This window comes from Aeromonas sp. 30P, assembly GCF_051919805.1.
Classification (GTDB): Bacteria; Pseudomonadota; Gammaproteobacteria; order Enterobacterales; family Aeromonadaceae; genus Aeromonas; species Aeromonas veronii.
The window spans coordinates 3,975,700-4,000,458 of sequence record NZ_JBQBEA010000001.1 but is presented as its reverse complement, the minus strand read 5'-3'; the positions used below and the strand labels follow the sequence as shown (position 1 = coordinate 4,000,458).

Genomic DNA, 24,759 nt, shown 5'->3' with positions numbered 1-24,759 from the left:
CCTCTCTTCATGGCCAGCCCGCGTGCTGGCCATGTTGCACCTTGTCAGATCAGGGTAGTACCCAGCGCTGCAGTGCCAGTGCGATACCATCTTCGTTGTGGTCGGCCGTGACCTGGTGTGCATGGCTCTGGATCTGCGGGGCCGCATTGCCCATGGCCACCGCCAGCCCAACTTGCTCGAACATGCTGATGTCGTTGTTGTTGTCACCAAACGCCACCACCTGCTCCATCGCAATCCCTTCGCTGGCTGCCCACTGGGCCAGCCGGTTGCCCTTGCTGCAACCGGGCTGTACCAGCTCCACCGCATAGGGGGCCGCCCAGTCGCGGGTAAAGGGCATCTGCTCGACCACCTCGCCCATAAAGGTGTGCAGACGTGCCGGATCCTGATTGAACAGCTCCAGCTTCCAGACCGGGTTGTCGAGCCAGCCTGCCAGCTCCTCGACCGGGTGGAGGGCGATCTTGAGGTGGTCCGGCTGATTGGCCGACCAGTGGCGGATGCGGGTGATATGATCTTCACAGCCGATGTAGCCAATGCCCTCGCTCAGGTGGAACAGGGCCCCCATTTGCTGCGCCTCGACCGCGGCCAGCAGCTCGGTAAGCGGGGCGGTCGCCAGCGGGTCGCCGCTGAGGATCCGGTTCTGCACCGGATCATAGAGATAGGCGCCATTGCTGCAGATGAGGGGGGTATCGAGGGCCAGCTCGTGGTGGAAGGGGCGTGCCGTCATGTAGTGGCGCCCCGTGACCAGCAGCACCTTGATGCCGTGGGCGCGGGCCTGCGCCAGGGCTGCCCGGGTGGCCGACGAGATCTTGTGATCCCGGGTCAGCAGGGTGCCATCCATATCGAGCGCGATGGTCTTGTACTCACTCATAGCTCCTCCAGCATCGAACAAATCCGCAAAGAGCTTTACCGTCCCAGACCCGGCGCCCCGATGCAAGTCTTGCCCGCGGCCGAAGCGCCGAACTGTGATCCCTTCGTGGCTCAGGTGCAGCTGGCCAGTTGTTGACGACGGTCGGCACGGCGACGCAGCAGATAGAAACCGGCGGCGCTGGCAAGGGAGCAGAGGGTGGCGAGATAGAAGGGCCACTCGGTACCGGCCAGCAGCACCAGACTGCCGAGCAGCACCGCCAGGATCTCGCTACCCACGGCGAGGGCGCGGTAGAGCCCCATCGCCTGCCCCTGCTGCTCCGGGTGACTGCGGTTGGAGATCGCCACCGAAGTGGCCAGCTCCCCCAGACTCATGCCGATGCCAGCGGGAACGAAGGTAAGCGCCAGCCCCCACCAGTGCACGGGCAGGATAAAGAGCAGCATGCCGCTCGCCATCACCAGATGGCCGACAATCCCGAGGGAGCTGCCGCGCCAGTGGCGGGCGATGCGAGAGCCGAGCCAGGAGCCCGCCATCATGGGCAAACTCACCAGCACCGCCGCCTGCGCCAGCTGGGCCGGATCCCACGCCAGCCGCTCCACCAGCCAGATATTGAAGTAGGTGAAATAGAGCTGCACGGCGCCATAGCTGATCAGGGTAAGTGCGAAGTAGGGCAGCAGGGCCGGTTGCAGCAGCAACTGGCGGCTGGAGAGGGTCGCAGTCTGATGGGTGGTCGCCACCGGAGGACGATAGGGGATCAGCCAGTAGACCAGCAGCAGGTTGATCAGGGTCATTCCTACCGCCAGCCAGGCGGCCAGACTGTAATCCCCCGAGATCACCGCGGCGTAGCCCCCGATCATCGGCCCCACGACCCAGCCCAGATTCATGCCGATGTTGATCCAGGCGAAGCTGCGGGCCTTGTGCTCCTTGCCGGCGAGATCCTCTGCCATCGCTTGCACGATGGCGATGTTGCCGTTGCATAGCCCCTCCACAATCCGGCTGAGCAGCAGCAGGGGGAGGGAGCGCCAGGCGATACCGAGTGCCATCAGGGCATAGCCTGCCAGAACCCCCGCCAGCGAGAGCAACAGCAGTGGCTTGCGGCCATAGCGGTCGGAGAGGCGCCCGAGCCAGGGGCTGCCCACCAGCTGGAACAGGGGATAGAGCCCCATGATGACCCCCAGCCACACTTTGCGGCTCCAGTCTGAGGCCTCCGGCGTCAGCATGCCGTGGGCCGGATCCAGCAGCAAAGGAGCCAACACCGGGGAGGGGAGACTGAAGCCTGCAACTGCCAGCGTGACCGTCATGACCAGCACCCAAAGGGGATTTTTGTGCTCGTGTTTCTCCATGCTGCACCCATTAAGTAAAGTTATTGGTTTATTTATGCTGGTTCATAGACGGGATTAAGTAAAGTGAATTGTTGATTTAATAAAGGGCGCTCCCCATAATGAGATCATGAACGCAAGCACCGACAAGATCCTGTTTCTGCTCAAGAGCCATGGCCCGCAGAGCGCCGCCGCGCTGGGGGAGCAGTTGCAGATGACCTCCATGGGCGCCCGCCAGCACCTGCTCACGCTCGAGCAGGAGGGGTGGGTCACATTCAGCGACGAGGCGCGCGGGCGCGGTCGTCCTGTGCGGCTGTGGCAGCTCACCGAGCAGGCTTGGCAGCGCTTCCCCGATAGCCATAGCGACCTGACCGTGCAGCTGATCGACAACGTGCGCGAGCTGTTTGGCGAGGAGGGGATGGAACGGCTGATCCAGCAGCGGGAGCAGCAGATGCTTGCTCGCTATCAGGAGGCGCTGGGGTCCCATGGTCTCTCTGGCCGGCTGGCGGCGCTCAGGGAGCTGCGCAGCCGCGAGGGCTATATGGCGGAGATCCGCCGCGAAGAGGATGGCAGCTGGCTGCTGTGGGAGAGCCACTGTCCCATCTGTGCGGCGGCGCGCACCTGCCGCGGTTTCTGTCGCAGCGAACTGGCGCTGTTTCGCCAGCTGCTGGCGCCGGCGACGGTGGAGCGGGAGCAATATCTGCTGGAGGGGGCACACCGCTGCCTCTATCGCATCACGCCGCCCGCGCTCTGATTTCGTCAAACGCCCAAAAACAACAAAGCAGGCGCCGGGATGCCTGCTTTGTTGCCTTCGGGGAGGGGGTTCTCTCGTTCCAGCCCGTCGTTTCCCGATAAGGTAAGACGGCTGATGGGGCTCTTGACCCGGTAAGGTCCTTCACCGCAGAGACCCGGTCAGGTATCTGCTTTGCCACCGGAAGATGTAACCATAGTATCCCTCCCGTGCCGGTGAGTGGTTGCAAAGTAACCACTTATTTCGGTTGTTTTTGCAATAGTTCACCCTTAATCTAGGAAAAGTGGATTAGTCATTGCAACGAGGAAGGGTAAATGCTGAAACTTGATCGCATAGACAGACATATTCTCGAGCTGATGCAGGAGAATGGCCGCATCAGCAATCTGGAACTGGCCGAGCTGGTCGGGCTCTCCCCGTCCCCCTGCTCCCGCCGGGTCAAGGCGCTGGAGGATGCCGGTCTCATCGACACCCACGTTACTCTGCTCAACGCCCGCCAGCTTGGCCTCACCCTCACCGCCTACATTCACATTTCCATGGACAGACATACGCCCGAGCGGTTCGAAAACTTCGATCGCGCCATCAGCGAACTGCCCGAAGTGCTGGAGTGTGACCTCATCACCGGCAATGATGCCGACTACCAGCTCAAGGTGGTGGTGCGCGACATGGAGCACTACCAGCACTTCCTGCTGGACAAGCTGACCCATATTCCGGGGGTGACCGGAGTGCGCTCCAGCTTCGTGCTGCGTCGCATCAAGCACAAGACGGCGCTGCCGCTCAACCATCTGGGTTAAGGCTGCGCAAACCGCTTATAGAAACAGAAAGAGGAGGCCAGTGGCCTCTTCTTTCTGTTATGCGGTATTGGTTATTCGGTTCTGGATTAGTTGTCGCGGTGATGGGGCGACTGCCGTGGTCAGACGCTGACCTGGCTGATGTCTTCCACCTGCAGCAGCCAGCCGCTCTGCTCCTGCTGCGGTTCGCCGCTGACCCGCAGCCGCTCGCCGGTCGGCACCCACTGCCCCTCGGGCAGGGATACCAGCAGGCTCTCGCTGCCGTTGTCGAACAGCCAGCGATCTTCGCCAAGCGATTCAATCAGATAACCTTCCATCTCCACTCTGGACTCGGCTTGCCAGGATGGCGCAACGGAATCACGGCTCTCGATGAAATCCCCCTGAACACCAAAACTGGCTAGCCCCCACAGAATGGAGAGCCCGACGATGGATGTTTGCATCTTGTCTCTCCTCTTTTGGAACTGTAGGGCCAGTATGGGAACAGAAAACTGAGCGCACCATGAACAAGGTGGCAAAGTGCTGGCGAGATCGCGAAAAAATCCGGCCAATTGGCCGGCAGTGTCATTTTATGGTGCCTGGATCACACTATTTGGCGGCTTCTTCTGCCATCCGTTCAGCTCTTGGCTTATTCGTCCACATGGCTACCCCGCGATGATCCCCACAGATCCCCTCTGCCACCACGGCGCGAACCCGGGTGCCATCTTTGCAAATGGCCTGCCAGGCGTCGGCATCATCGATGGCGAGCGAGTTGGGGGGCGGCGTGGTTTGGCAAGCCGTGAGCAGCAGGGCGCACAGGGGGAGCAATTTTTTCATGGCGGACTCCTCGGGGTGATGGGGGACTGAGAGGATTGGGATGACCTCTCCACTCCCCAGCATCAGTGATAACCGGTTAAGGGGCAAGGGGAGGAGCCACCGACAGGCGCAGGTGCCGTGCAGCCGGGGCTTGCCCTGTGCCCTCCTTGGGCCTAAGGTGGGGCCGTTTTACTGCCTTATTGAAGGAGCATTTTCATGTCCACTCTCTATCCCCGCGTCGGGGTCGGCGTCATCCTGACCAACGCCCAAGGCCAGGTGCTGCTTGGCAAACGCAAAGGGAGCCATGCCCCCTACTGGTCGATCCCGGGTGGTCATCTGGAGTTGGGGGAGAGCTTCGAGTCGGCGGCGATCCGCGAGGTGGCCGAGGAGACCGGACTTGAGATCCACGGGCCCGAGGTGGTGGCGGTGACCAACAATCTGGAGACCTGGCGCGAGAGCGGGCTGCACTATATCTCGGTGACGCTGCATGCCAAGGCCGATGGCGAACCGCAACTGCTGGAGCCGGAGAAGTGCGAAGGCTGGGTCTGGTGCGATCCGCGCGAGTTGCCCGAGCCCCATTTCGACGCCAGCCGTCAGTCAATCGCCTGCTGGCTGGCGGGACGCTGCTATCTGCCGGGTGATGTGCCCATGGTGTCGGCCGAATCAGCCTGATTGTCATAAAACGATCATCGCGCTGTCATAATATCCCCTCTCTATCGGGAGAAGAGAGATGAGGGAGAAGAGCGTGGGACAGGTATTTATTCAGTTTTTATGGCTGGGATGCATCAGCTTTGGTGGTCCGGCCGCTCATATCGGCTATTTCCAGCGCACCTTCGTCCAGCGGCTCGGCTGGCTGACACAGGCCGAGTTTGCCCGCCTGCTGGCGCTGTGCCAGCTGCTGCCGGGGCCCGCCTCCAGCCAGCTGGGTTTCGCCATCGGTCGTCATCGCGCCGGTCTGGGCGGGGCGCTCTCTGCTTTTGTTGGCTTCACGCTGCCCTCATTTCTTCTGCTACTGGCGGCTGCGATCGGTATCGGTCAGCTGGGCAGCAATCTGTGGCTTGATGCGGCGCTGCACGGCCTCAAGCTGTTGGCGCTCATCGTGGTGGCCGATGCAGTGCTCACCATGAGTCGTCAGTTCTGTGCCACGGGAATGACCCAGGGGATTATGGTGGTGACCGCTGCTGCACTCTGGTGGCAGCCCGGTCTGCTGACTCAACTGTTGATGCTGGCGGGAGCTGCGCTGATCTGCGCCCGCAGCCAGAGCGGGGCGGGTAGTGTGCCAGCCTCCGCCGAGCTGCCTTCTGCCGCCAGCAGTCAGCCTCATTGGCCGACCCTGCTGCTGTTTGGCATCCTTTTTATCGGTCTGCCGCTGCTCGGTAGCCCGATTGGCCAGCTGGTTGCCGACTTCTATCGTGCCGGTAGTCTGGTGTTTGGCGGTGGCCATGTGGTGTTGCCGCTGCTGCAAGAGAGCGTGGGCCACACTCTCAACGAGCAGCAGTTTCTGACCGGTTACAGCTTGGCCCAGTTGGTGCCAGGCCCCATGTTTACCCTTGCCACCTATCTTGGCGCCCAGTTGCAGCCCGAGATGCCGATGACCGGGGCCCTGTTGGCGACCCTGGCGCTCTTTGTGCCCGGCTTTCTGCTGCTCTGGGCGGTGGGCCCCTGCTGGCAACAGTGGCTGGCCCAGCCCCGTCTGGCGGGGGCCGTCACCGGCATCAATGCTGCCGTAGTGGGCTTGTTGCTGGCGGCCCTCTATCAGCCGGTGTGGCAGAGTGCGGTGCTGGCGCCGACCGATCTGGCGCTGGCGGCCATCGGCTTTTATCTGCTGCGGGTGTTGAAGTTGCCGGTGCCGGCCATCGCGGCCCTGTTGGTGATGGCTGCTATCCTGCTGGCGTGAATGCGGTGAAATCCCGATAAAAAAACGGCGCCTCCATAATGGAGGCGCCGTTTTTATTGCGATGGGTCAGCCGCTTAAGCGTCGGGATCGAAATCCAGACTCAGGCTGTTGACGCAGTAGCGCTGGCCTGTCTCGGTCGGGCCGTCGGGGAAGACGTGACCGAGGTGAGAGCCGCACTGGCGGCAGGTGATCTCCACTCGCTTCATGCCGTGGCTGTTGTCCTCGGTGTACTCCACCGTCCCCTCGATGGCCTTGTCGAACGAGGGCCAGCCGCAGCCGGAATCAAACTTGGCTCCTGAGTGAAACAGCACGCTCTTGCAGCAGACACAGAGGTAGTCGCCGCTCTTGCGATTGTGGAGCAGGGCGCCGCTGTAGGGGCGCTCGGTGCCCTTCTCCCAGCAGACGTGAAACTGCTCGGGGGTCAGTTTGCTGCGCCACTGTTCCGGATTGTTACTGCTCATACCGACTCCTTGCCATCCATACCGGAGCCCAGCATAGCGGCTCCGTAAAGCTGACTCCAGCATGCCTGTTATGCTTTGCCTGTATCTGTGATCGAGGTGGCAACCATCTCCTCACCGGATGCAGGGAGAATTTCCTGCTGCGGTGGCTGGGCATCCTCCGCCGTGCTGGCCAGCGCCACCCGCTCCAGCAGTTTGAGGGAGTGGGCCCGGCCGACCGCCACCTGCCGTTTGATGTCATCGGGCAGGAAGGGCAGCCCATCGTTAGTGGCGGTGTCGATGGTCTGGATCCACTCCAGCCCTTCCCCCGGAGGCGGCAGGCGGAACTGGATGTCATAATCGCTGGCGTTGAACAGCACGTACCAGCGCTCGCCGACACAGTTGATCATGCCGATATCCATGGCGAACGCCTGCCCCATGGGGGCGTGCCAATCCTGATCGGTGAGCTGGTGGCCGTCCGGGTGATACCAGTTGACCTGATGGCAGCTGGATGGGGTGCCATTCCAGCTGTCGTCGCTCAGCTGCAGGTTGGAGAAGACGCAGGACTCCGCCCGCAGCGCCATCATCTGCTGGGTGAAGGCGAACAGCCGCTCATCCTCCGGTCGCCACTGCCAGTTGACCCAGCTGATCTGGTTGTCCTGACAGTAGGCGTTGTTGTTGCCAAGCTGGCTGCGTCCCATCTCGTCGCCGGCGAGGAAGTGGGGAGTGCCTTGGGAGAGCAGCAGGGTGGCAATCAGATTGCGCTTCTGCTGCTGGCGCAGGCTGTTGACCCGCGGATCCAGGGTCGGCCCCTCTACCCCGTGGTTATAGGAGAGGTTGTTGCCGTGGCCGTCCCGATTGTCTTCACCGTTGGCCTGATTGTGGCGCTGGTTGTAGGAGACCAGATCCTCCAGAGTGAAACCGTCGTGATAGCAGAGGTAGTTGACGCTGGTGTGGGGGGAGCGCCAGTTCTTCGGGAAGATATCCCGCGAGCCTACCAAGCGGGTGGCAAAGTCCCCCATCTTGCCCGCATCACCGCGCCAGAAGGCGCGCACCGTGTCGCGGTAGCGGTCGTTGATCTCCTGCCACTGGCTCGGGAATTGACCCAGCCGGTAGCCGAAGGGGCCGATATCCCAGGGTTCGGCGATGAGCTTGACCTGTGACAGCACTGGGTCGGCCATCACGGCTTTGAAGAAGGCGCCCATAGGCTCGAACTCTCCCGCTTCCCGCGCCAGCGTCACCGCCAGATCGAAACGGAAGCCATCCACCTGCATCTCGGTGACCCAGTAGCGCAGGGCATCGAGCACCAGCCGCAGGGTGTTGGGATGATCCAGATTGACGCTGTTGCCACAGCCGGTCACGTTGGCGTGACGGGTGTAGTCCGGGCCGTGGGGGCCCGCTTCGAAGGCGTAGTAACCGGCGTTGTCAAAGCCCTTGAACGAGAGGGTGGGGCCGTCGAAGCCAGAGGCTGCAGTGTGGTTGTAGACCACATCCAGAATCACCTCGAGCCCGGCCCGGTGCAGCTCGCGCACCATGGTCTTGAACTCGGTCACCGCCTCGTCGGCTCGGGTGCTGTAACGCGGCTCCGGGGCGAAGAAGGCGATGGGGTTGTAGCCCCAGTAGTTGGTCAGTCCCAGCTGCTCCAGTCGCGGTTCCGACATGAAGGCGGCCACCGGCATCAGCTGCACCGAGGTGATGCCGAGGCTCTTCATATGCTCGATAACCAGCGGATGACTGATGCCAAGGTAGGTGCCCTGCAGCGCTTTGGGGATCCCCGGGTGCTGCTTGGTAAAGCCCTTGACGTGGGTCTCGTAGATAATGGTGCGGGCCGGGCTGATCCCGGGTTTGCCAACCCCTTGCCAGTCAAAACGGTCATCCACTACCACCGACTTGGCAATCATCCCGGCACTGTCCCCCTGATAGAGGGCTTCATCCCAGTAGGTGGGACGGCTGAGCGCCTTGGCGTAGGGGTCAATCAGCAGTTTTTGCGGATCGAACAGCATCCCCTCCTGCGGAGTACCATAGACCCGATAGCCGTAGCGCTGACCGGCCTTTACGCCGCGCACGTAGCCAAAGCGATACTGGCCACGGCGGCCGGGCAGCTCCAGCCGCATCAGCTCCTGCTCCTGCTCGTCGTACAGGCAGATCTCCACCTTGTCCGACTGGGGGGCCCAGACGCAGAAGTGGCAACCGTTCTCGTCAAGGCGGGCCCCCAGCGGGTGGCCCACCCCTTTTTCCATTACAAGCATCAAGACTCCTGTTTGATAAACAAGGTCGCCAGCGGCGGCAGATCCAGCACTATGCTGTGCGCCATCCCCTGCCAGGGGGTCGGCTCGGCAGCGAATACCAGACCTACATCATAGTTACTGCCCCAGTAATACTCGCTGTCGGTGTTGAGCACCACCCGATAGTGGCCTCCAGCTGGGACGCCGATCCGATATTCGAGACGGGGCACCGGGGTGAAGTTGCAAGCGACCACAATAGCCTGCTTGCCCTCTTTGTCCGCCCGCAGCCAGGCAAAGATGCTGTTGTCGGCATCGTTGTGATCCAGCCAGCGGAAGCCGGTCTGCTCATAATCGGCCTGATACAAGGCAGGCTCATGACGGTAGAGGTGGTTGAGATCGTGGATCAGCCGCTGCTGACCGGCATGCTTGGGATATTGCAGCAGATGCCATGGCAGCTGGGCATCGTGGTTCCACTCGTTGCTCTGGGCGATTTCGGTGCCCATGAAGTTGAGCTTCTTGCCCGGGTGGGCGTACATAAAGCCCATGTAGGCCCGCAGGTTGGCGGCTTGCTGCCACTCGTCACCGGGCATCTTGTAGAGCATGGAGTGCTTGCCGTGTACCACTTCGTCGTGGGAGAGCGACAGGATGAAGTTCTCGTCATAGTGGTAAACCATGGAGAAGGTCATGTCGTTGTGGTGGTAGCGGCGGTGGATCGGCTCTTTCTGCATGTAGGTGAGGGTGTCGTGCATCCAGCCCATATTCCACTTGAAGCCAAAGCCGAGGCCGCCGAGGAAGGTGGGGCGGGAGACACCGGCAAAGGCGGTGGACTCTTCGGCGATGGTCATGGCGTGGGGATACTTGCCGTAGACCTCCTCGTTGGTCCACTTGAGCAGACTGATCGCCTCGTAGTTGTGGTTGCCGCCATCGACGTTCGGTACCCACTCACCGGCGTTGCGGGAGTAGTCCAGATAGAGCATGGAGGCGACCGCATCCACCCGCAGGCCGTCGATGTGGAACTTGTCGAGCCAGAACAGGGCGCTCGCTACCAGGAACTGGCGCACTGTGTCGCGGCCAAAGTCATAGATGTAGGAGTTCCAGTCCGGGTGCCAGCCACGGCGCGGATCTTCATATTCGTAGAGCGGGGTGCCATCGAAACGGGCCAGACCGTGGGCATCGGACGGGAAGTGGGCGGGCACCCAGTCCAGAATGATGCCGATGCCGGCCTGGTGGCACTGGTCGACGAAGTATTTGAAGTCATCAGCGGTGCCGTAGCGGCTGGTAGGGGAGAACATGCCCACCGGCTGGTAGCCCCAGGAGCCGCTGAAGGGGTGCTCGGAGACCGGCAGCAGCTCGATGTGGGTGTACTCCATCGCCTTGACGTAGGCGACCAGCTCCACTGCCAGTTCGCGCCAGCTCAGGCTGTCGCCGTTGGGGTGGCGCTTCCAGGAGCCGACATGGAGCTCATAGATGGAGAGCGGTTGCTCACGCTTGTCGTTGTGCTGGCTGGCAATCCACTCGGCATCCTGCCACTGGTACTGGGCGTGGTCATAGACCACGGAGGCGAACGACGGATACTGCTCGCAGTAGAAGCCGACCGGATCGCTCTTGTGGGGCAGCCGGTTGCCCATGGGATCCTTGAGCTCGAACTTGTAGCGATCCCCGGCCTTGAGGCCCGGCACAAACAGCACCCAGTGACCGCACAGGCTGCGCTGCATCGGATGGCGGCGGCCATCCCAGAAGTTGAAATCGCCGATGAGGCTCACGGCGGTGGCGCTCGGCGCATAGACCGCAAAACGCACCCCTTCCACTTGCTGGCCAAGATGCTCCACGGTGCGTAGCTGGGCGCCAAGGGTGTGGTAGAGGTTTTCCGGCTGGGCGGTCAGTTCGGCCAGGCCTGCCCAGGCGGCATCCTGAAACTGATAGGGGTCGATGACCTCGGTGGTGGCATCTTGGTAGCTGGCGATCAGCTGATAGGGGAAGGAGTTTTTGCGGCGGGTGAAAACAGTTTCAAAAAGACCCGATTCATCGGTGGGCGCCAGGGTGGCAACGACTTTGCCCGACTTGAGATCCTTGACGCGGACTTCGAGGGCATCAGGCAACCAGGCGGTCAGTTTGAGGCCGGGCCCATCCGGATTGGCCTGCAGGCCTAAGTGAGAGAAGGGATCGGAACAGCGGGCAGCAACCAAACGTTCAACGAGCATCGAGATTTCCTTTCATGACAGAGCATCCACTCCGGCCGAAGCCGGAGTGGATTTAGGTGAGAGCGCTGTGGGAGACAGCGTCTCAACGACTGGCCTCATCACGGGCTTGGCTCATCTTGCCAGCCAGTGCCTTGAGTGCCTCATTGGCAAAAATATCTTCCAGATCAGCGGAAAGCTTGCGGCGCCAGTTGGGGTATTCGTAACTGGTGCCCGGTACGTTGACCGGCTTGTCCATCTCCAGCCAGTCTTCCAGCTGGGTACTGAACAGGGCGCAGCTGCCGCGGGACATGTGGATCTGCAGACCGTGGTTGAGTTCGGTGTTCATACCGACCCAGTTGACGTCATGACTGATGTTGTCAGAGATGACCTTGTGGGCATGCAAGCTGTCGAGGATCCGCTGTTTGGCCTGGTGACGATCAGCATACAGAGTCTTCAATACATCTTCATCCGGATACAGACCCAGTTGACGGCCGAGTGCCAGATCATCGCAGTGCCAGAAGCCCTTGAGGGTCGGCATGTCGTGGGTGGTCAGGGCCGACATCGCCTGCTCGGTGTAGTGCGCCGGGGAGATAAAGCCGCCATCTTCCTTGGAGCGCTCGAAGAAGAACACCTTGTAGGAGTGAACGCCGTTCTCTTTCAGAGTCACGTCGATCCCCTCCGGCACGGTGCCCAGATCCTCGCCGATCAGCAGGCACTGATTACGGTGGGATTCGAGGGCCAGAATGCCCAGCAGATCGTTGACCGGATAGTAGATGTAGGCGCCCTTGGCGGCGGACGCTCCGGGCGGTACCCACCACAGGCGCAGCAAGGCCATTACGTGGTCGATGCGCAGAGCGCCACAGGAGCGCATGTTGGCACGGAACAAGTCCACCATCGGCTGGTAGGCCGCTTCAAACAGCTTGTTCGGGTTCATCGGGGGCAGGCCCCAGTTCTGACCAAGCGGGCCGAGGATATCGGGCGGCGCACCGACCGAGGCTTTCGGGCAGTAGAGATCCTGGTTGGCCCAGATCTCGGTGGAGCCTTCGGAGACGCCCACTGCCAGATCCCGGTAGATCCCCATCACCATGCCGGCAGCCTTGGCACGGGCATCGGCTTGCGCCAGCTGCTCGTCGGCCAGGAACTGCAGATAGAGGTAGAAGTTGACATCTTGCGGGTGCGCGGCCATCCAGGCAGCAACGGCAGGATTGTGGTAATCGCGCAGCTCCTGCGGCCATACCGGCCAGCCCCAGGCATTTTCGCCTTTGGCATAGAAGTGGGCCTGCAGGGCATCAAATGCTGCTTGCTGTTGCAGGCTGTCGCCACCGGCGGCCACGAAGGCATCAAAGGCGGCCTGACGCTCGGCGCTCAGGGTGGCTTCATCGAACACCTGACGCAGCATGCCGAGTTTGGTCTGGATCACGCCGGTGTAATCGACGTTCTCTTTGGCGCGCAGATCGGCCAGATGTTGCTGGAAGGCAGGACTTGCCACTTCCGCCTTCAGGCGATCGCTCTGCTGGAATTCGGGCACCGCTTCCACATTGATATAGGCCACGTTGAGCCAGCGACGGGAAGAGGGGCTGTAGGGACTGGCGCTCTCCGGATTGGCCGGATAGAGGGCGTGGATTGGGTTGAGGCCGACGAAGTGGGCACCCCAAGCGGCGGCTTTCTCGACCAGCTGGCCCAGATCGCTGAAATCACCGATACCCCAGTTGTGGCGGCTGCGCAGGCAGTAGAGCTGCACGCTCGGACCCCATACCTTGCGGCCATCGGCAATCGGCGCCTGCTTGTAGCAGGCCTTGGGGGCGACAATGAGGCGCATGGTGGCCAGCGGCTCGTCATTGCCCTCTTCCAGCAGTACCAACTGGTGATAACCCAGCTCCGGGGCCATCTCCAACGTGACGCGATAGGCCTGGCACTCCATCTCTTCAAATTCGGCCACGCCGACCAGCTCACCCTCGATGGGGGTGAATTGACCGGACAACACAGCACCCTGCTCCTGCTGGAGCTGCCAGGTGAGGGTATCGTTGACGAATTCGATGGGGAGGCGAACCTCAAGGGTAACGGCGTCGCCGGTGCGAACCACCATCACAGGATCCAGCGCCCGCAGCCAGTGCTGGCGATGTTCCTCTTCCAGCTGCTGCACCAGTGCGGCCTCGTCATCGACGCGGTAGCCCATGGCGCCCAGCATGGCGGCCTTGCTCTCTTCTGATACCTGGGCCGGGTGGCCCCAGGCATCGACATACTCGCTGGCGATACCTTTTGCGGCAGCCAGCTGTTCAATCAGGGTGGTCATAGTTTGAGAATTCCCGCTGTGGATTCTATCTATACTATTTTGTTTGATTTTTATGGGGTGGTACTTGAACAGTGGCTCTATGGGCCATGCTAAACCGCGCACATTTTTACATATCTCTGTGAATGGTTGTGTGACCGAGTAGGCACTATTGTTGATATCTGCGCGATGCCACGATCTGGCACTTTTTTCGTCAAAACGTGGTAATCAGTTACATAAACAGAAAATTAATTTCACAGTTTTTCATGATATAGCGCAATTTCAGACAGAATGTTGGTTGACTCACCGGAGAGTTCTAGTAAATTTACAAGCGGAATTTTCTTTGACTACTGAACAGTTAGGTAACTAAATATGACTATCAAAGTAGGTATTAACGGTTTTGGCCGTATCGGTCGTTTCGTATTCCGTCTGGCTTGCGAGCGTGCAGACATCGAAGTTGTTGGTATCAACGACCTGATCGATGTTGACTACATGGCTTACATGCTGAAGTACGATTCAACTCACGGTCGTTTCAACGGTACCGTTGAAGTTAAAGACGGCAACCTGGTTGTAAACGGCAAAACCGTACGTGTTACCGCTGAGCGTGACCCGGCCAACCTGAAGTGGGGCGAAATCGGTGTTGACGTTGTTGCTGAAGCTACCGGTCTGTTCCTGACCGACGAGACTGCTCGTAAGCACATCGCTGCTGGTGCCAAGAAAGTTGTTCTGACTGGCCCGTCCAAAGACGCCACCCCGATGTTCGTAATGGGTGTTAACGACTCTACCTACGCTGGCCAGGACATCGTTTCCAACGCTTCCTGCACCACCAACTGCCTGGCCCCGATCGCCAAGGTTCTGAACGATACCTTCGGTATCGAGTCTGGCCTGATGACCACCGTTCACGCTACCACTGCTACCCAGAAGACCGTTGATGGTCCGTCTGCCAAAGACTGGCGCGGTGGCCGCGGTGCGGCTCAGAACATCATCCCGTCCTCTACCGGTGCAGCCAAAGCTGTTGGCGTAGTTATCCCGGAACTGAAAGGCCTGCTGACCGGTATGGCTTTCCGTGTTCCGACTCCGGACGTGTCTGTTGTTGACCTGACCGTTAACCTGAAGAAAGCTGCCACCTACGCAGAAATCTGCGAAGCGATGAAAGCTGCTTCCGAAGGCGCTATGAAAGGCGTTCTGGGCTACACCGAAGACGAAGTTGTATCTACCGACTTCCTGGGTGAGCGTCAGACCTCCGTATTCGACGCCAAGGCTGGTATCCAGCTGAACGACAAATTCGTTAAAGTTGTATCCTGGTACGACAACGAAATGGGCTACTCCAGCAAAGTTCTGGACCTGATCGCTCACATCTCCAAGTAATTTGGGATGCGCAATCGCGTAGCTTGAAAAAGGCGGCCATTGGCCGCCTTTTTGTTTTTCGGTTTCCCCTGATGACAGGAGTCCACATGCAATCCATTCGTCCCCTGACAGCCAATTGCAAGCTTGCCAACAATGCGGCCGGTCTGCCGGTTCTCACCATCAACAACGACTATGCCAAGGCAGAAATCAGCCTGTTTGGCGCCCATGTGCTGAGCTATCAGCGCCATGGCGAGCCAGCCTCCATCTGGCTGAGCGACAAGGCGGTGCTGGATGGCAGCAAGCCTGTTCGCGGTGGTATCCCGATCTGCTGGCCATGGTTTGGCCCGGCGCCCGCCCGCGTTGGTAGCGGCAAGCCCTCCCACGGTTTTGCCCGTACCACCCTCTGGATGCTGGACGGGGTTTCCGATCACGCTGACGGCACGCTTGTTCATCTCTCCCTGCGCGACAGCGATGCGACCCGCGCCCTGTGGGATCACCCCTTCGAGCTGGAACTGGACGTGCTGGTGGGCAAAGAGCTTTCGCTGGTGCTGACCACTCGCAACACCGGTAGCCAGCCGCTGACTTATAGCGGTGCGCTGCATACCTATTTGCAAATCAGTGCGCCGGAAGCGGTTAGCGTCACCGGTCTGGGCGAGCCCTATGCCGACAAGCTGACCGGGCAGGATGCCAAGCAGCAGGGTGCATTGACCCTGAGCGGGCCGCTGGATCGGGTCTACTGGCAGCCAGAGGCGTTGGTGAGCGTGCAGGATGGTGAGCGCGAGACCCGGGTTGTCAGTGGCAACCACGACAGCGTGGTGGTCTGGACCCCCTGGCTGGAAGGGGCTACCGCCATGGCCGACATGAGCGACGATGGCTATCGCACCATGCTCTGCGTCGAAGCGGCCATCGCCGGCGAGGCGGGTGTGACCGTCGCGCCGGATGAAGAGCACAGCCTCTCCACCGTGATCATCTGAGTAGGATGAGGCTCAGATAAATAAAGAGGGCTCCCGCGGGAGCCCTCTTTGCATCTCGTGACGGCGGCAATCAGGCGTTGCCCTGGGTCTTGAGCTTGAGTTCGGCGGCGAAATTGAGCATCCGATCGAGGGGGATCAAGGCTTTGACCCGCAGATCTTCGTCGACATGGATCTCGTGGCGCTCGGCACCATCGGTGAGGGCCTCCTTGATCGCCACCAGACCGTTCATCGCCATCCAGGGGCAATGGGCGCAGCTGCGGCAGGTAGCGCCATCGCCACCGGTCGGGGCTTCCACCATCTCTTTCTCCGGACAAGCCTGCTGCATCTTGTAGAAGATGCCCCGATCGGTCGCCACGATCAGCTTCTGCTGGGGCAGCTCCTTGGCTGCCTTGATCAGCTGACTGGTGGATCCCACCGCATCGGCCAGCTCGATCACCGAGGCGGGGGATTCCGGATGAACCAGCACGGCGGCATCCGGATTCTGCTCTTTCAGCTCGCGCAGGGCACGGGCCTTGAACTCGTCGTGGACGATGCAGTGGCCCTGCCAGCGCAGCATCTGCGCCCCGGTCTTCTTCTCGATATAGGCGCCCAGATGGCGATCCGGGCCCCAGATGATCTTGTGACCCAGACTGTCGAGGTGTTCGACGATCTCCAGCGCAATGCTGGAGGTCACCACCCAGTCAGCCCGTGCTTTGACGGCGGCCGAGGTATTGGCATAGACCACCACGGTATGGTCGGGATTGGCATCGCAGAAGGCGGAGAACTGCTCGATAGGACAGCCCAGATCGAGGGAGCATTCGGCCTCCAGAGTCGGCATCAGCACCCGCTTGTGGGGGCTCAGGATCTTGGAGGTTTCCCCCATGAAACGTACCCCGGCGACGATCAGGGTCTGCGCCTCGTGATCGCGGCCAAAGCGGGCCATCTCCAGCGAGTCACCGACGAAACCGCCGGTGGCTTCGGCCAGCGCCTGGATCTCGGGATCCGTGTAGTAATGGGCGACCAGTACCGCCTTGCGCTCCTTGAGCAGCGCCTTGATTTCTGTGGTCAAGGTCGTTCTCTGCTCGGCACTCAGGGGAAGAGGTTTGGCCGGAAAGGGGTAGTCCATCGCGACTACCGGCGGGACACTGCTCAGTGCATTGCTCATTGCGACTGTTCCATCAACGCTCGGGAAGGCAAAAATTATAACCAGAAGCCTGCCACAAACCCATCAACAAATCGGGTGAAGCGCAAGTGGGCGAATATACTCAAGTAATTCGTTGTTATTCTGCCATAAGGAGTTGTCGCATGAAGCAACGTTCCCTCAAGTTCAAGTTGTTGTGCCTTACCATGGGGCTATTTCTGCTGACCGGGCTGGCCATGACCCTGTTGCAATCAGCCTCTTTCAGCTCCCTTCGCAACATGGTGATGACCCAGACCAGCGATGCACTGGAAGAGGAGGTCTCCCGCAGCCTGCAGTATCAGGCAGAGCGCTATGCCATCCAGATTGCCTCGCTGATGCAGAACTCCTATCAGATCCCCCTGACCGTGACCGCCCAGATTGAAGCCGGGATGGCCAAACCGGAACTGCGGTTGTCGCGGCCCCAAGTGGAGTCTCTGCTCGGCAGCAGCCTGCAGCAGGCGAGCGGGATCAGCTCCATCTACGCCCAGTTTGAACCGGATGGCTATGATGGCGAAGATGGCAACTGGCTGGGCGGGGCCAGCCACTCGGTGGCAGGCAAGGGGAGTCTGGAGGTCTATTTCACCAAGGATCAGGGAGGGGACGTCGCTCAGCAAGCGGTGGACGCCGCTGCCAGCGAGGCCAAGTTTGATACCTCCCTCAACGAGTTTGGCATTCGCAACAGCGAGTGGTATCTCTGTGGTCGCGATACCCGCCAGCCCTGCCTGATGGAGCCCTACCTCTACGAAATCAACCCGGGCAACAAGATGCTGATGACCAGTCTGACGGTGCCCGTGCTGCGTGACGGCAAGTTTGTCGGGCTGGCCGGGGTGGATATGAACCTGCCCATCTTCCAGCAACTGGCTGAAAACCTTGGCAAGAGCCTCTATGACAACAAGGCGGACGTGACCCTGGTCAGCAAGATGGGGCTGATTGTGGGCAGCAACCGCTATGCCGACAAGCTGGGCCGTCCACTCAAGGAGGTGGGCCTGACCCTGCCTGACGGTCAGCCGGTCAGCAGCGACAGTGACTTCATTCTTCATCAGCCCATCCGGGTCGAGGCAGCCAATACCCAGTGGTGGTTGATGATCAAGGTGCCCAAGGTGCTGGCGCTGAGCAAGGCGCACGCCATCAGCAATGAACTGGGCACCCTGCTGGTGGATGCGCAGCGGCAGCAGATCATCGCCATGGGCGGGATTACCCTGTTGGTGCTGGGGTTGTTGGTCTGGTTTATCCAGACCATTACTGCGCCACTTTCTCTTATCAGCCGCCATGTGGGCCATCTCTCCAGCAACGAGGGGGACCTGACCCAGCAGATGGAGATCGACACCCATCAGGAGCTGATCGATCTGGGGTCCCAGCTCAATGCCTTCCTCGGCAAGCTGCGGGGCATGGTGCAAATGAGCAAGGGGATTGGTCAGCAGGTCTACCAGCAGGCGCGGGAGATGAAACATACCGCCGACACCATGCGCAACAGTCTGGACGAGCAGAATCTGGAGCTGGAGAGCGTGGTGAGCGCCATGCACCAGATGAGCACCACGGCAGTCAGCGTGGCAGGTTATGCCGAGCAGGCGGCGCAGGAGTCGGAAGCGGCGACCCACCACATCAATACCGCCCAGCAGACCCTCAGCAATGCCCGCAACGAGATCCATACTCTGGTCGGCGATATGCATGAGGCGGATAAAGCGGTGGCGCTGGTGGCCCAGCGCAGCACCAATATCAGCAGGATCCTCGATGTGATCCGCGCCATTGCCGAGCAGACCAATCTACTGGCCCTCAATGCCGCCATCGAGGCGGCGCGGGCAGGGGACATGGGGCGTGGCTTTGCAGTGGTGGCGGACGAGGTTCGGGCGCTGGCGACCAAGACCCGTGAATCGACCGACGAGATCGGCCAGCTTATCGGTAGCCTGCAGACCGAGGTGAGCAGCAGTCAACGTCTGATGAATACCGGCATCGAGCGTTCCACCACCACGGTGCAGGGTACCGAGCAGGCGTTCGAGGCGCTCAATCGGGTGGTGGCGCAGATCCAGCAGATCCACGACCACATCAGTCAGGTAGCTACCGCCGCCGAGCAGCAGAGTGCGGTGAGCGATACCATCAACCAGAACCTGATGCGGATTGGCGATACCGCCAACGTGATCGGGCAGGAGGCCAGCTCCAGCCATCAGCTGAGCGAAGCGCTGGAGCAAGCGGCCACGGCGCTCGCCAGTCAGCTCGATCGGTTGCGTACCTGAGTGGCGGCCAGAGAGACAAAAGCCCGCGAGCGATCGCGGGCTTTTTTATGACTCGATGGCAGAGTTGCGTCAGTTGCGGGGTTCAACCAGCAGGATGTGGGAGTCGGCCCCCACTACCCTGACCTTGCTGCCAGCTGGCAGCGACTCGTCGCAGCGCACCGTCCAGACCGTATCGTCCAGATGTACCCGGCTGGTGCCTTGGGTGACATCATCCAGCAGGGTCAGCTCGCGGCCCATATAGCTCTGCATCCGCTCGTTGATGGTGCTGGCGGCATCCTGACCCGAGTTGTCACGCTGGTGTTGCCAGCGCCACCAGGCCCAGGTGGTGAGCAGGGATTGCACCGCAAACAGCAGCAACTGCGCCTGCCAGCCAAAGGGCCAAATCAGCAGCAGCAGGCCCACTTCCAGCGCGGCGATGCCGGTCCAGAGCAAGAAGCCCACCGAGCCGAGCACCTCGATGGCCAGCAGAATGAAGCCGAGCCCCAGCCAGTGCCAGTGGGTCAGCCCCTCTAACAAGGCTGTCATGACTTGCTGCCCTTGCCATCTTTGTTGAACAGCTCGGCCATGCCAGCCACAGAGCCAATCAGGCTGCCTGCTTCCAGCGGCATCATGATGATCTTGCTGTTGGGGCCTTCACCGATGCGGGCCAGTGCCTCGGTATATTTCTGGGCCACGAAGTAGTTGATGGCCTGCAGGTCTCCTTCCGCAATTGCCTGGGAAACCATATGGGTCGCCTTGGCTTCCGCCTCGGCTGCCCGCTCCCGTGCTTCGGCGGCGAGGAAGGCGGCCTGACGCTCACCTTCGGCTTTGAGGATCTGGGACTGTTTCTCCCCTTCCGCTTTCAGGATCTTGGACTGGCGCACCCCTTCGGCCTCCAGTACCTCGGCCCGTTTCTGGCGCTCGGCCTTCATCTGGGCGTTCATCGCCTCGACCAGTGCCAGCGGCGGGCGCACATCTTTAATTTCGATGCGGGTCACCTTGATGCCCCAGGGGGCGGTGGCGGCATCCATGGTGCGCAACAGCTTCTCGTTGATGGTGTCGCGCTGGGAGAGCATCTCATCCAGCTCCATGGCGCCGAGCACGGTCCGCATATTGGTCATGGTGAGATTGCGGATGGCGCTGGTGAGATCGTTGACCTCGTAGCCCGCTTTGCGGGCATCCACCACCTGCACAAAGCTGATGGCGTCGATGGTGACGTTGGCGTTATCGCGGGAGATCACCTCTTGTGCCGGGATGTCCAGCACCTGCTCCATCATGATGATCTTGTGGCCGACCCGATCCACGTAGGGGATCAGCAGGTTGAGGCCCGGGGTCAGGGTGCGGGTGTAGCGGCCGAAGCGCTCCACCGTCCAGTTGTAGCCCTGGGGCACTATCTTGATGCCCGCGCTCAGGGTGGCGAGCACCAGGAACACGAAAATCCCTAGCACAATCAATGATTCATTCATCATTTAGCTCCTTATGAAACACAGTCCCTAGCCTATGGTCTGGCGTCAGGTACCACAAGTGACTTTGTACGCCTTTGTCATGAATGGGCTTTGCTAATTACCAAAACGCATTAAAAAGCATTTTTTATTATTTTGAGGGATAAGCTGCCCTGCCTATAGTCGCCCCATATTAGTCGTGTTCCGAGGGATGGGCCGAAATGGATTATTTACCTATGTTTGCCAAGTTGGAAGGCCGCCCGGTACTGCTGGTGGGCGGGGGCGAGGTTGCCCTGCGCAAGGCGCGCCTGCTGCTGGCAGCCGGTGCCCGGCTGACCCTGGTCTCCCCGGAGCTTGAACCGGAATTTGCGGAATTCAGCGGTCGTTTCACCCATCTGGCGGAGCGCTTCACCCCGGCCCATCTGGCAGGCCAGATTTTGGTGGTGGCGGCGACCGACAACCTCGAAGTCAACGCACTGGTTTATCAAAGTGCCAACCAGCTGGGTCTGTTCGTCAATGTGGTGGATGACCCCAAACGCTCCAGCTTTATCTTCCCCTCGATCATCGATCGCTCGCCGCTGATGGTGGCGGTCTCCAGCGGCGGCAAGGCGCCGGTGCTGGTGCGCCTGCTGCGCGAACGGCTGGAGAGCCTGCTGCCGCGCCATCTTGGCGGGCTGACCGAGCTCTCCGGCCGGGTCCGTGACAAGGCGAAGCGGGTGCTCTCATCGATTTCCGATCGCCGCCGCTTCTGGGAGCGCGCCTTTGCCTCCAACACCCTCGCCAGCCTGATTGAAAAAGAGGATTGGCAAGGTGCCGAGCAGTGGCTGAGCGATGGCCTCGACCAGGCGAAAAGCGAAGTGGGCGAGGTGGTGCTGGTCGGCGCGGGCCCCGGCGATCCGGGCCTCTTGACCCTCAAGGCGCTGCAACAGATTCAACAGGCCGAAGTGGTGCTCTACGACCAACTGGTCTCCGCCGAGATCCTCGATCTGGTGCGCCGCGACGCCACCCTGGTGTCGGTTGGCAAGAAGGCGGGCGCCCACAGCGTGCCGCAGGAGGAGACCAATCGCCTGCTGGTGGAATACGCCAAGGCGGGCAACCGTGTGGTGCGGCTGAAAGGGGGCGATCCCTTTATGTTTGGCCGGGGTGGCGAGGAGCTGGAAGTGCTGGCCGATGAAGGCATCCCCTTCTCGGTGGTGCCCGGCATCACGGCCGCTGCCGGTGCCACCGCCTATGCCGGTATTCCGCTCACTCACCGTGATTACGCCCAGAGCGCCGTATTTATTACCGGCCATTGCCAGAAGGAGAGCAAGGAGCCCGACTGGCAGCAGCTCGCCGCTACCAGTCAGACCCTGGTCATCTACATGGGGCTGATGCGCTCCGAGCATATTCAGCAGCAGCTGGTGGATCATGGCCGAAGCCAAGCCACCCCCATCGCTATCATCGAGCGCGGCACCACATCCCGCCAGCGGGTGCTGACCGGCACGCTGGCCGACTTGGCCGCGCTGGCCAAACAGGCGGTGAGCCCGTCGCTTATCGTCATCGGCGAAGTGGTTGCCCTGCGCGAGCGGCTGGCCTGGTTTGGAGAGCAGGACGGCAAGCAGCAGCACGCTAATCCGGATCTCGATGGTTGCGACCTCAAGCTGGTGCAGCTGGCCTGACCCAAAAAGAGATATTTGATGCGGCTGCCAGCGCGGCCGCGCACTGAACCACCCAGCGCCCCGAGCAGGCGCATAAGCAATGACCCGAGGACCAACATGGACCGTGAAAGATTGACGCACTTGCAGCAGCTGGAAGCCGAGAGCATCCATATCATCCGCGAGGTGGCTGCCGAATTTGAAAACCCGGTGATGATGTACTCCATCGGCAAGGACTCCTCCGTCATGCTGCACCTGGCCCGCAAGGCCTTCTATCCGGGCAAGATCCCGTTCCCCTTGCTGCACGTCGACACCGACTGGAAGTTCAAGGAGATGATCAAATTCCGCGACGAGACCGCCAGGAAGTACGGGCTGGATCTCATCGTCCACAAGAACCCGGAAGGGCTCGCCATGGGCATCAACCCCTTCGTCCACGGCAGCGGCAAGCATACCGACATCATGAAGACAGAGGGGCTCAAGCAGGCGCTCAACAAATATGGCTTCGATGCCGCCTTCGGTGGCGCCCGCCGCGACGAAGAGAAGTCTCGTGCCAAGGAGCGGGTCTACTCCTTCCGTGACAAGTCCCACCGCTGGGATCCGAAGAACCAGCGCCCCGAGCTGTGGCGCGTCTACAACAGCCAGGTCAACAAGGGGGAGAGTATCCGGGTGTTCCCGCTCTCCAACTGGACCGAACTGGATATCTGGCAATACATCTATCTGGAAAACATCGACATAGTGCCGCTCTACTTCGCGGCCATGCGTCCGGTGGTGGAGCGCAACGGCATCAAGATCATGGTGGATGACGAGCGCATGCCGCTGACCGCCGAGGATGAAGTGAAGCAGGAGCTGGTGCGCTTCCGTACTCTCGGCTGCTACCCGCTGACCGGGGCCATCGAATCCGATGCCACCACCTTGCCGGAAATTATTGAAGAGATGCTGCTCACCACTTCGAGCGAGCGGCAAGGGCGGCTGATTGACTACGATCAGGCCGGCTCCATGGAGCAGAAGAAGCGTCAGGGATATTTCTAAGGAGTCGTCAGCATGAACAGCCATATTCAGACCGCCATCACCGAACAGGGCATCGAAGCCTATCTGCACGCCCAGCAGCACAAGAGTCTGCTGCGTTTTCTCACCTGCGGCAGCGTGGATGACGGCAAGAGCACCCTTATCGGTCGCCTGCTGCACGACTCCCAGCAGATTTATGAAGATCAGCTCAAAGCGCTGGAGTCCGACAGCCAGAAACTCGGCACCACCGGCGAGAAGCTGGACCTGGCACTGCTGGTAGACGGCCTGCAAGCGGAGCGCGAGCAGGGCATACCATCGACGTGGCCTACCGCTATTTCTCCACTGCCAAGCGCAAATTCATCATCTCGGATACCCCGGGCCACGAGCAGTACACCCGCAACATGGCCACCGGCGCCTCCACCTGCGATCTGGCCATCATCCTGATCGACGCCCGCAAAGGCGTGCTGGATCAGACCCGTCGCCACAGCTTTATTGCGAGCCTGCTTGGCATCAAGCAGTTCGTGGTGGCGGTCAACAAGATGGATCTGGTGGAGTTCAGTCAGGAGGTGTTCGAGCGCATCAGTGCAGACTACCGTGAGTTCGCCAAGAAGCTCAGCGTCGACACCATCCATATCGTGCCGGTCTCGGCGCTGGACGGTGACAACGTGGTCAACCCAAGCGACAAGCTGGCTTGGTATCAGGGTGAAACCCTGCTTGCGCTGCTGGAGTCTGCCGAGGTTGAGCGCGAGCTGGAACGCCATCCGGTGCGCCTGCCGGTGCAGTATGTGAATCGCCCCAACCTCGATTTTCGCGGCTTCGCGGGGACGCTCGCCTCCGGCATTCTGCGGGTGGGCGACCGGCTTGCTGTGTTGCCGTCGGGCAAGGAGAGCACGGTGACTCGCATCGTCACCTTCGATGGCGATCTGGAGTACGCCCTGCCGGGTCAGGCCATCACAGTCACCTTCGCCGATGAAATCGACATCAGCCGCGGCGACCTGCTGGTGGATGCCGCCAACCGTCCGCAAGTGACCCAGAATGTGCTGGCCCATATCGTCTGGATGGGGGAGGAGTCCCTGCAACCGGGCCGGGTCTACGACGTCAAGCTGGCCACCAAGAAGAGTCGCGGTCAGGTGGAGGCCATCCGCCACCGCATCGAGATCAACAAGCTCGACGAGCTGCCCGCCAGCGAACTCAAGCTCAACGAGATCGGCCTGTGCGAGCTGAGCCTCACCGACCCGGTGGCGTTCGACCCGTATCAGGAGATCCGCGATACCGGCAGCTTTATCCTGATCGACCGGCTGACCAACGTCACTGTCGGCGCCGGCATGATAGTGGAAGGCTTGGCCGCCAAAGCGGTAAAAGGGCACTACAGCGAGTTCGAAATCGAGCTCAACGCCCTGGTACGCAAGCACTTCCCGCACTGGCAAGCCCTTGCCATCGGTAACGACACAAGCAAGGAGTAAGC

Annotated in this window: 20 protein-coding genes and 1 pseudogene; 10 read left to right on the top strand and 11 right to left on the bottom strand. The window is 60.9% G+C overall.

What is annotated here, in order from left to right; genetic code table 11:
• Positions 1-49: 49 nt before the first annotated feature.
• Positions 50-868: a Cof-type HAD-IIB family hydrolase gene (locus ACTG2B_RS18645; protein WP_439996607.1), complete on the bottom strand. Its 819-nt coding sequence runs from the start codon at positions 866-868 to the stop codon at positions 50-52.
• Between the two features lie 110 nt (positions 869-978).
• On the bottom strand, positions 979-2,208 hold the full coding sequence (locus ACTG2B_RS18640; protein ID WP_439996606.1) for an MFS transporter: 1,230 nt from the start codon (positions 2,206-2,208) through the stop codon (positions 979-981).
• Positions 2,209-2,314: 106 nt separating this feature from the next.
• On the opposite strand from ACTG2B_RS18640, the gene ACTG2B_RS18635 reads away from it, so the two are divergent.
• Positions 2,315-2,938, top strand: coding sequence for a helix-turn-helix transcriptional regulator (locus ACTG2B_RS18635; protein ID WP_069529701.1), 624 nt, complete (start codon positions 2,315-2,317; stop codon positions 2,936-2,938).
• Between the two features lie 311 nt (positions 2,939-3,249).
• The gene (locus tag ACTG2B_RS18630) at positions 3,250-3,726 is read left to right on the top strand and encodes an Lrp/AsnC family transcriptional regulator (protein ID WP_005304871.1); all 477 of its coding nucleotides are present in this window, start codon (positions 3,250-3,252) and stop codon (positions 3,724-3,726) included.
• A 119-nt stretch (positions 3,727-3,845) separates the two neighbouring features.
• On the opposite strand, the gene ACTG2B_RS18625 is transcribed toward ACTG2B_RS18630, so the two are convergent.
• Both ACTG2B_RS18625 and ACTG2B_RS18620 read right to left on the bottom strand, forming a co-directional pair.
• Positions 3,846-4,163 (bottom strand): hypothetical protein, encoded by a 318-nt coding sequence (locus ACTG2B_RS18625; protein ID WP_005343224.1) that lies wholly within the window; start codon positions 4,161-4,163, stop codon positions 3,846-3,848.
• A gap of 145 nt (positions 4,164-4,308) precedes the next feature.
• The gene (locus ACTG2B_RS18620) at positions 4,309-4,536 is read right to left on the bottom strand and encodes a hypothetical protein (protein WP_005335715.1); all 228 of its coding nucleotides are present in this window, start codon (positions 4,534-4,536) and stop codon (positions 4,309-4,311) included.
• A 195-nt stretch (positions 4,537-4,731) separates the two neighbouring features.
• Here ACTG2B_RS18620 and ACTG2B_RS18615 point away from each other — a divergent pair, with 195 nt between their 5' ends.
• Together ACTG2B_RS18615 and chrA are read left to right on the top strand one after the other, a co-directional pair.
• Positions 4,732-5,187 carry a nucleotide triphosphate diphosphatase NUDT15 gene (locus ACTG2B_RS18615; protein ID WP_139474067.1) on the top strand — a complete coding sequence of 152 codons (456 nt, stop codon included), beginning with the start codon at positions 4,732-4,734 and terminating at the stop codon, positions 5,185-5,187.
• A gap of 58 nt (positions 5,188-5,245) precedes the next feature.
• Positions 5,246-6,412 carry a chromate efflux transporter gene (chrA, locus tag ACTG2B_RS18610; RefSeq protein WP_439996605.1) on the top strand — a complete coding sequence of 389 codons (1,167 nt, stop codon included), beginning with the start codon at positions 5,246-5,248 and terminating at the stop codon, positions 6,410-6,412.
• Positions 6,413-6,486: 74 nt separating this feature from the next.
• Here chrA and msrB read toward each other — a convergent pair whose 3' ends face one another.
• The 4 genes from msrB to malQ all read right to left on the bottom strand — a co-directional run bounded on the left by msrB (position 6,487) and on the right by malQ (position 13,547).
• Entirely contained in the window at positions 6,487-6,873 is a 387-nt protein-coding gene (msrB, locus tag ACTG2B_RS18605) for a peptide-methionine (R)-S-oxide reductase MsrB (protein WP_005354730.1), read from the bottom strand.
• 68 nt (positions 6,874-6,941) lie between these two features.
• Positions 6,942-9,098 (bottom strand): glycogen debranching protein GlgX, encoded by a 2,157-nt coding sequence (gene glgX / locus ACTG2B_RS18600; protein WP_421284342.1) that lies wholly within the window; start codon positions 9,096-9,098, stop codon positions 6,942-6,944.
• The gene (gene glgB, locus ACTG2B_RS18595) at positions 9,098-11,275 is read right to left on the bottom strand and encodes a 1,4-alpha-glucan branching protein GlgB (protein WP_439996604.1); all 2,178 of its coding nucleotides are present in this window, start codon (positions 11,273-11,275) and stop codon (positions 9,098-9,100) included. Before glgB ends, glgX begins: the two co-directional genes overlap by 1 nt.
• 82 nt (positions 11,276-11,357) lie before the next feature.
• Positions 11,358-13,547, bottom strand: coding sequence for a 4-alpha-glucanotransferase (gene malQ, locus ACTG2B_RS18590; RefSeq protein ID WP_439996603.1), 2,190 nt, complete (start codon positions 13,545-13,547; stop codon positions 11,358-11,360).
• Positions 13,548-13,895: 348 nt separating this feature from the next.
• Here malQ and gap point away from each other — a divergent pair, with 348 nt between their 5' ends.
• Together gap and ACTG2B_RS18580 are read left to right on the top strand one after the other, a co-directional pair.
• Positions 13,896-14,891: a type I glyceraldehyde-3-phosphate dehydrogenase gene (gene gap, locus ACTG2B_RS18585; RefSeq protein WP_005335708.1), complete on the top strand. Its 996-nt coding sequence runs from the start codon at positions 13,896-13,898 to the stop codon at positions 14,889-14,891.
• 86 nt (positions 14,892-14,977) lie between these two features.
• Positions 14,978-15,844, top strand: coding sequence for a D-hexose-6-phosphate mutarotase (locus ACTG2B_RS18580; protein ID WP_139406780.1), 867 nt, complete (start codon positions 14,978-14,980; stop codon positions 15,842-15,844).
• A gap of 70 nt (positions 15,845-15,914) precedes the next feature.
• Here ACTG2B_RS18580 and nadA read toward each other — a convergent pair whose 3' ends face one another.
• Positions 15,915-16,988 carry a quinolinate synthase NadA gene (nadA, locus tag ACTG2B_RS18575; protein WP_005335706.1) on the bottom strand — a complete coding sequence of 358 codons (1,074 nt, stop codon included), beginning with the start codon at positions 16,986-16,988 and terminating at the stop codon, positions 15,915-15,917.
• Positions 16,989-17,128: 140 nt separating this feature from the next.
• Between nadA and ACTG2B_RS18570 the strand changes: the two genes are divergently transcribed.
• Complete coding sequence (locus tag ACTG2B_RS18570; RefSeq protein WP_439996602.1) at positions 17,129-19,234, top strand: methyl-accepting chemotaxis protein; 2,106 nt, start codon at positions 17,129-17,131, stop codon at positions 19,232-19,234.
• A 69-nt stretch (positions 19,235-19,303) separates the two neighbouring features.
• Here ACTG2B_RS18570 and ACTG2B_RS18565 read toward each other — a convergent pair whose 3' ends face one another.
• Both ACTG2B_RS18565 and ACTG2B_RS18560 read right to left on the bottom strand, forming a co-directional pair.
• On the bottom strand, positions 19,304-19,759 hold the full coding sequence (locus ACTG2B_RS18565; RefSeq protein WP_005335704.1) for an NfeD family protein: 456 nt from the start codon (positions 19,757-19,759) through the stop codon (positions 19,304-19,306).
• Positions 19,756-20,679 (bottom strand): SPFH domain-containing protein, encoded by a 924-nt coding sequence (locus ACTG2B_RS18560; protein WP_005335703.1) that lies wholly within the window; start codon positions 20,677-20,679, stop codon positions 19,756-19,758. The genes ACTG2B_RS18565 and ACTG2B_RS18560 overlap by 4 nt, the downstream gene beginning before the upstream one ends.
• Before the next feature lie 197 nt (positions 20,680-20,876).
• Between ACTG2B_RS18560 and cysG the strand changes: the two genes are divergently transcribed.
• The 3 genes and pseudogenes from cysG (at position 20,877) to cysN (ending at position 24,757) form a co-directional block, all read left to right on the top strand.
• Entirely contained in the window at positions 20,877-22,313 is a 1,437-nt protein-coding gene (gene cysG / locus ACTG2B_RS18555; protein ID WP_439996601.1) for a siroheme synthase CysG, read from the top strand.
• 72 nt (positions 22,314-22,385) lie between these two features.
• Positions 22,386-23,318, top strand: coding sequence for a sulfate adenylyltransferase subunit CysD (cysD, locus tag ACTG2B_RS18550; protein WP_439996958.1), 933 nt, complete (start codon positions 22,386-22,388; stop codon positions 23,316-23,318).
• Positions 23,319-23,330: 12 nt separating this feature from the next.
• Positions 23,331-24,757, top strand: a pseudogene (cysN, locus tag ACTG2B_RS18545) (sulfate adenylyltransferase subunit CysN).
• Positions 24,758-24,759: the final 2 nt, after the last annotated feature.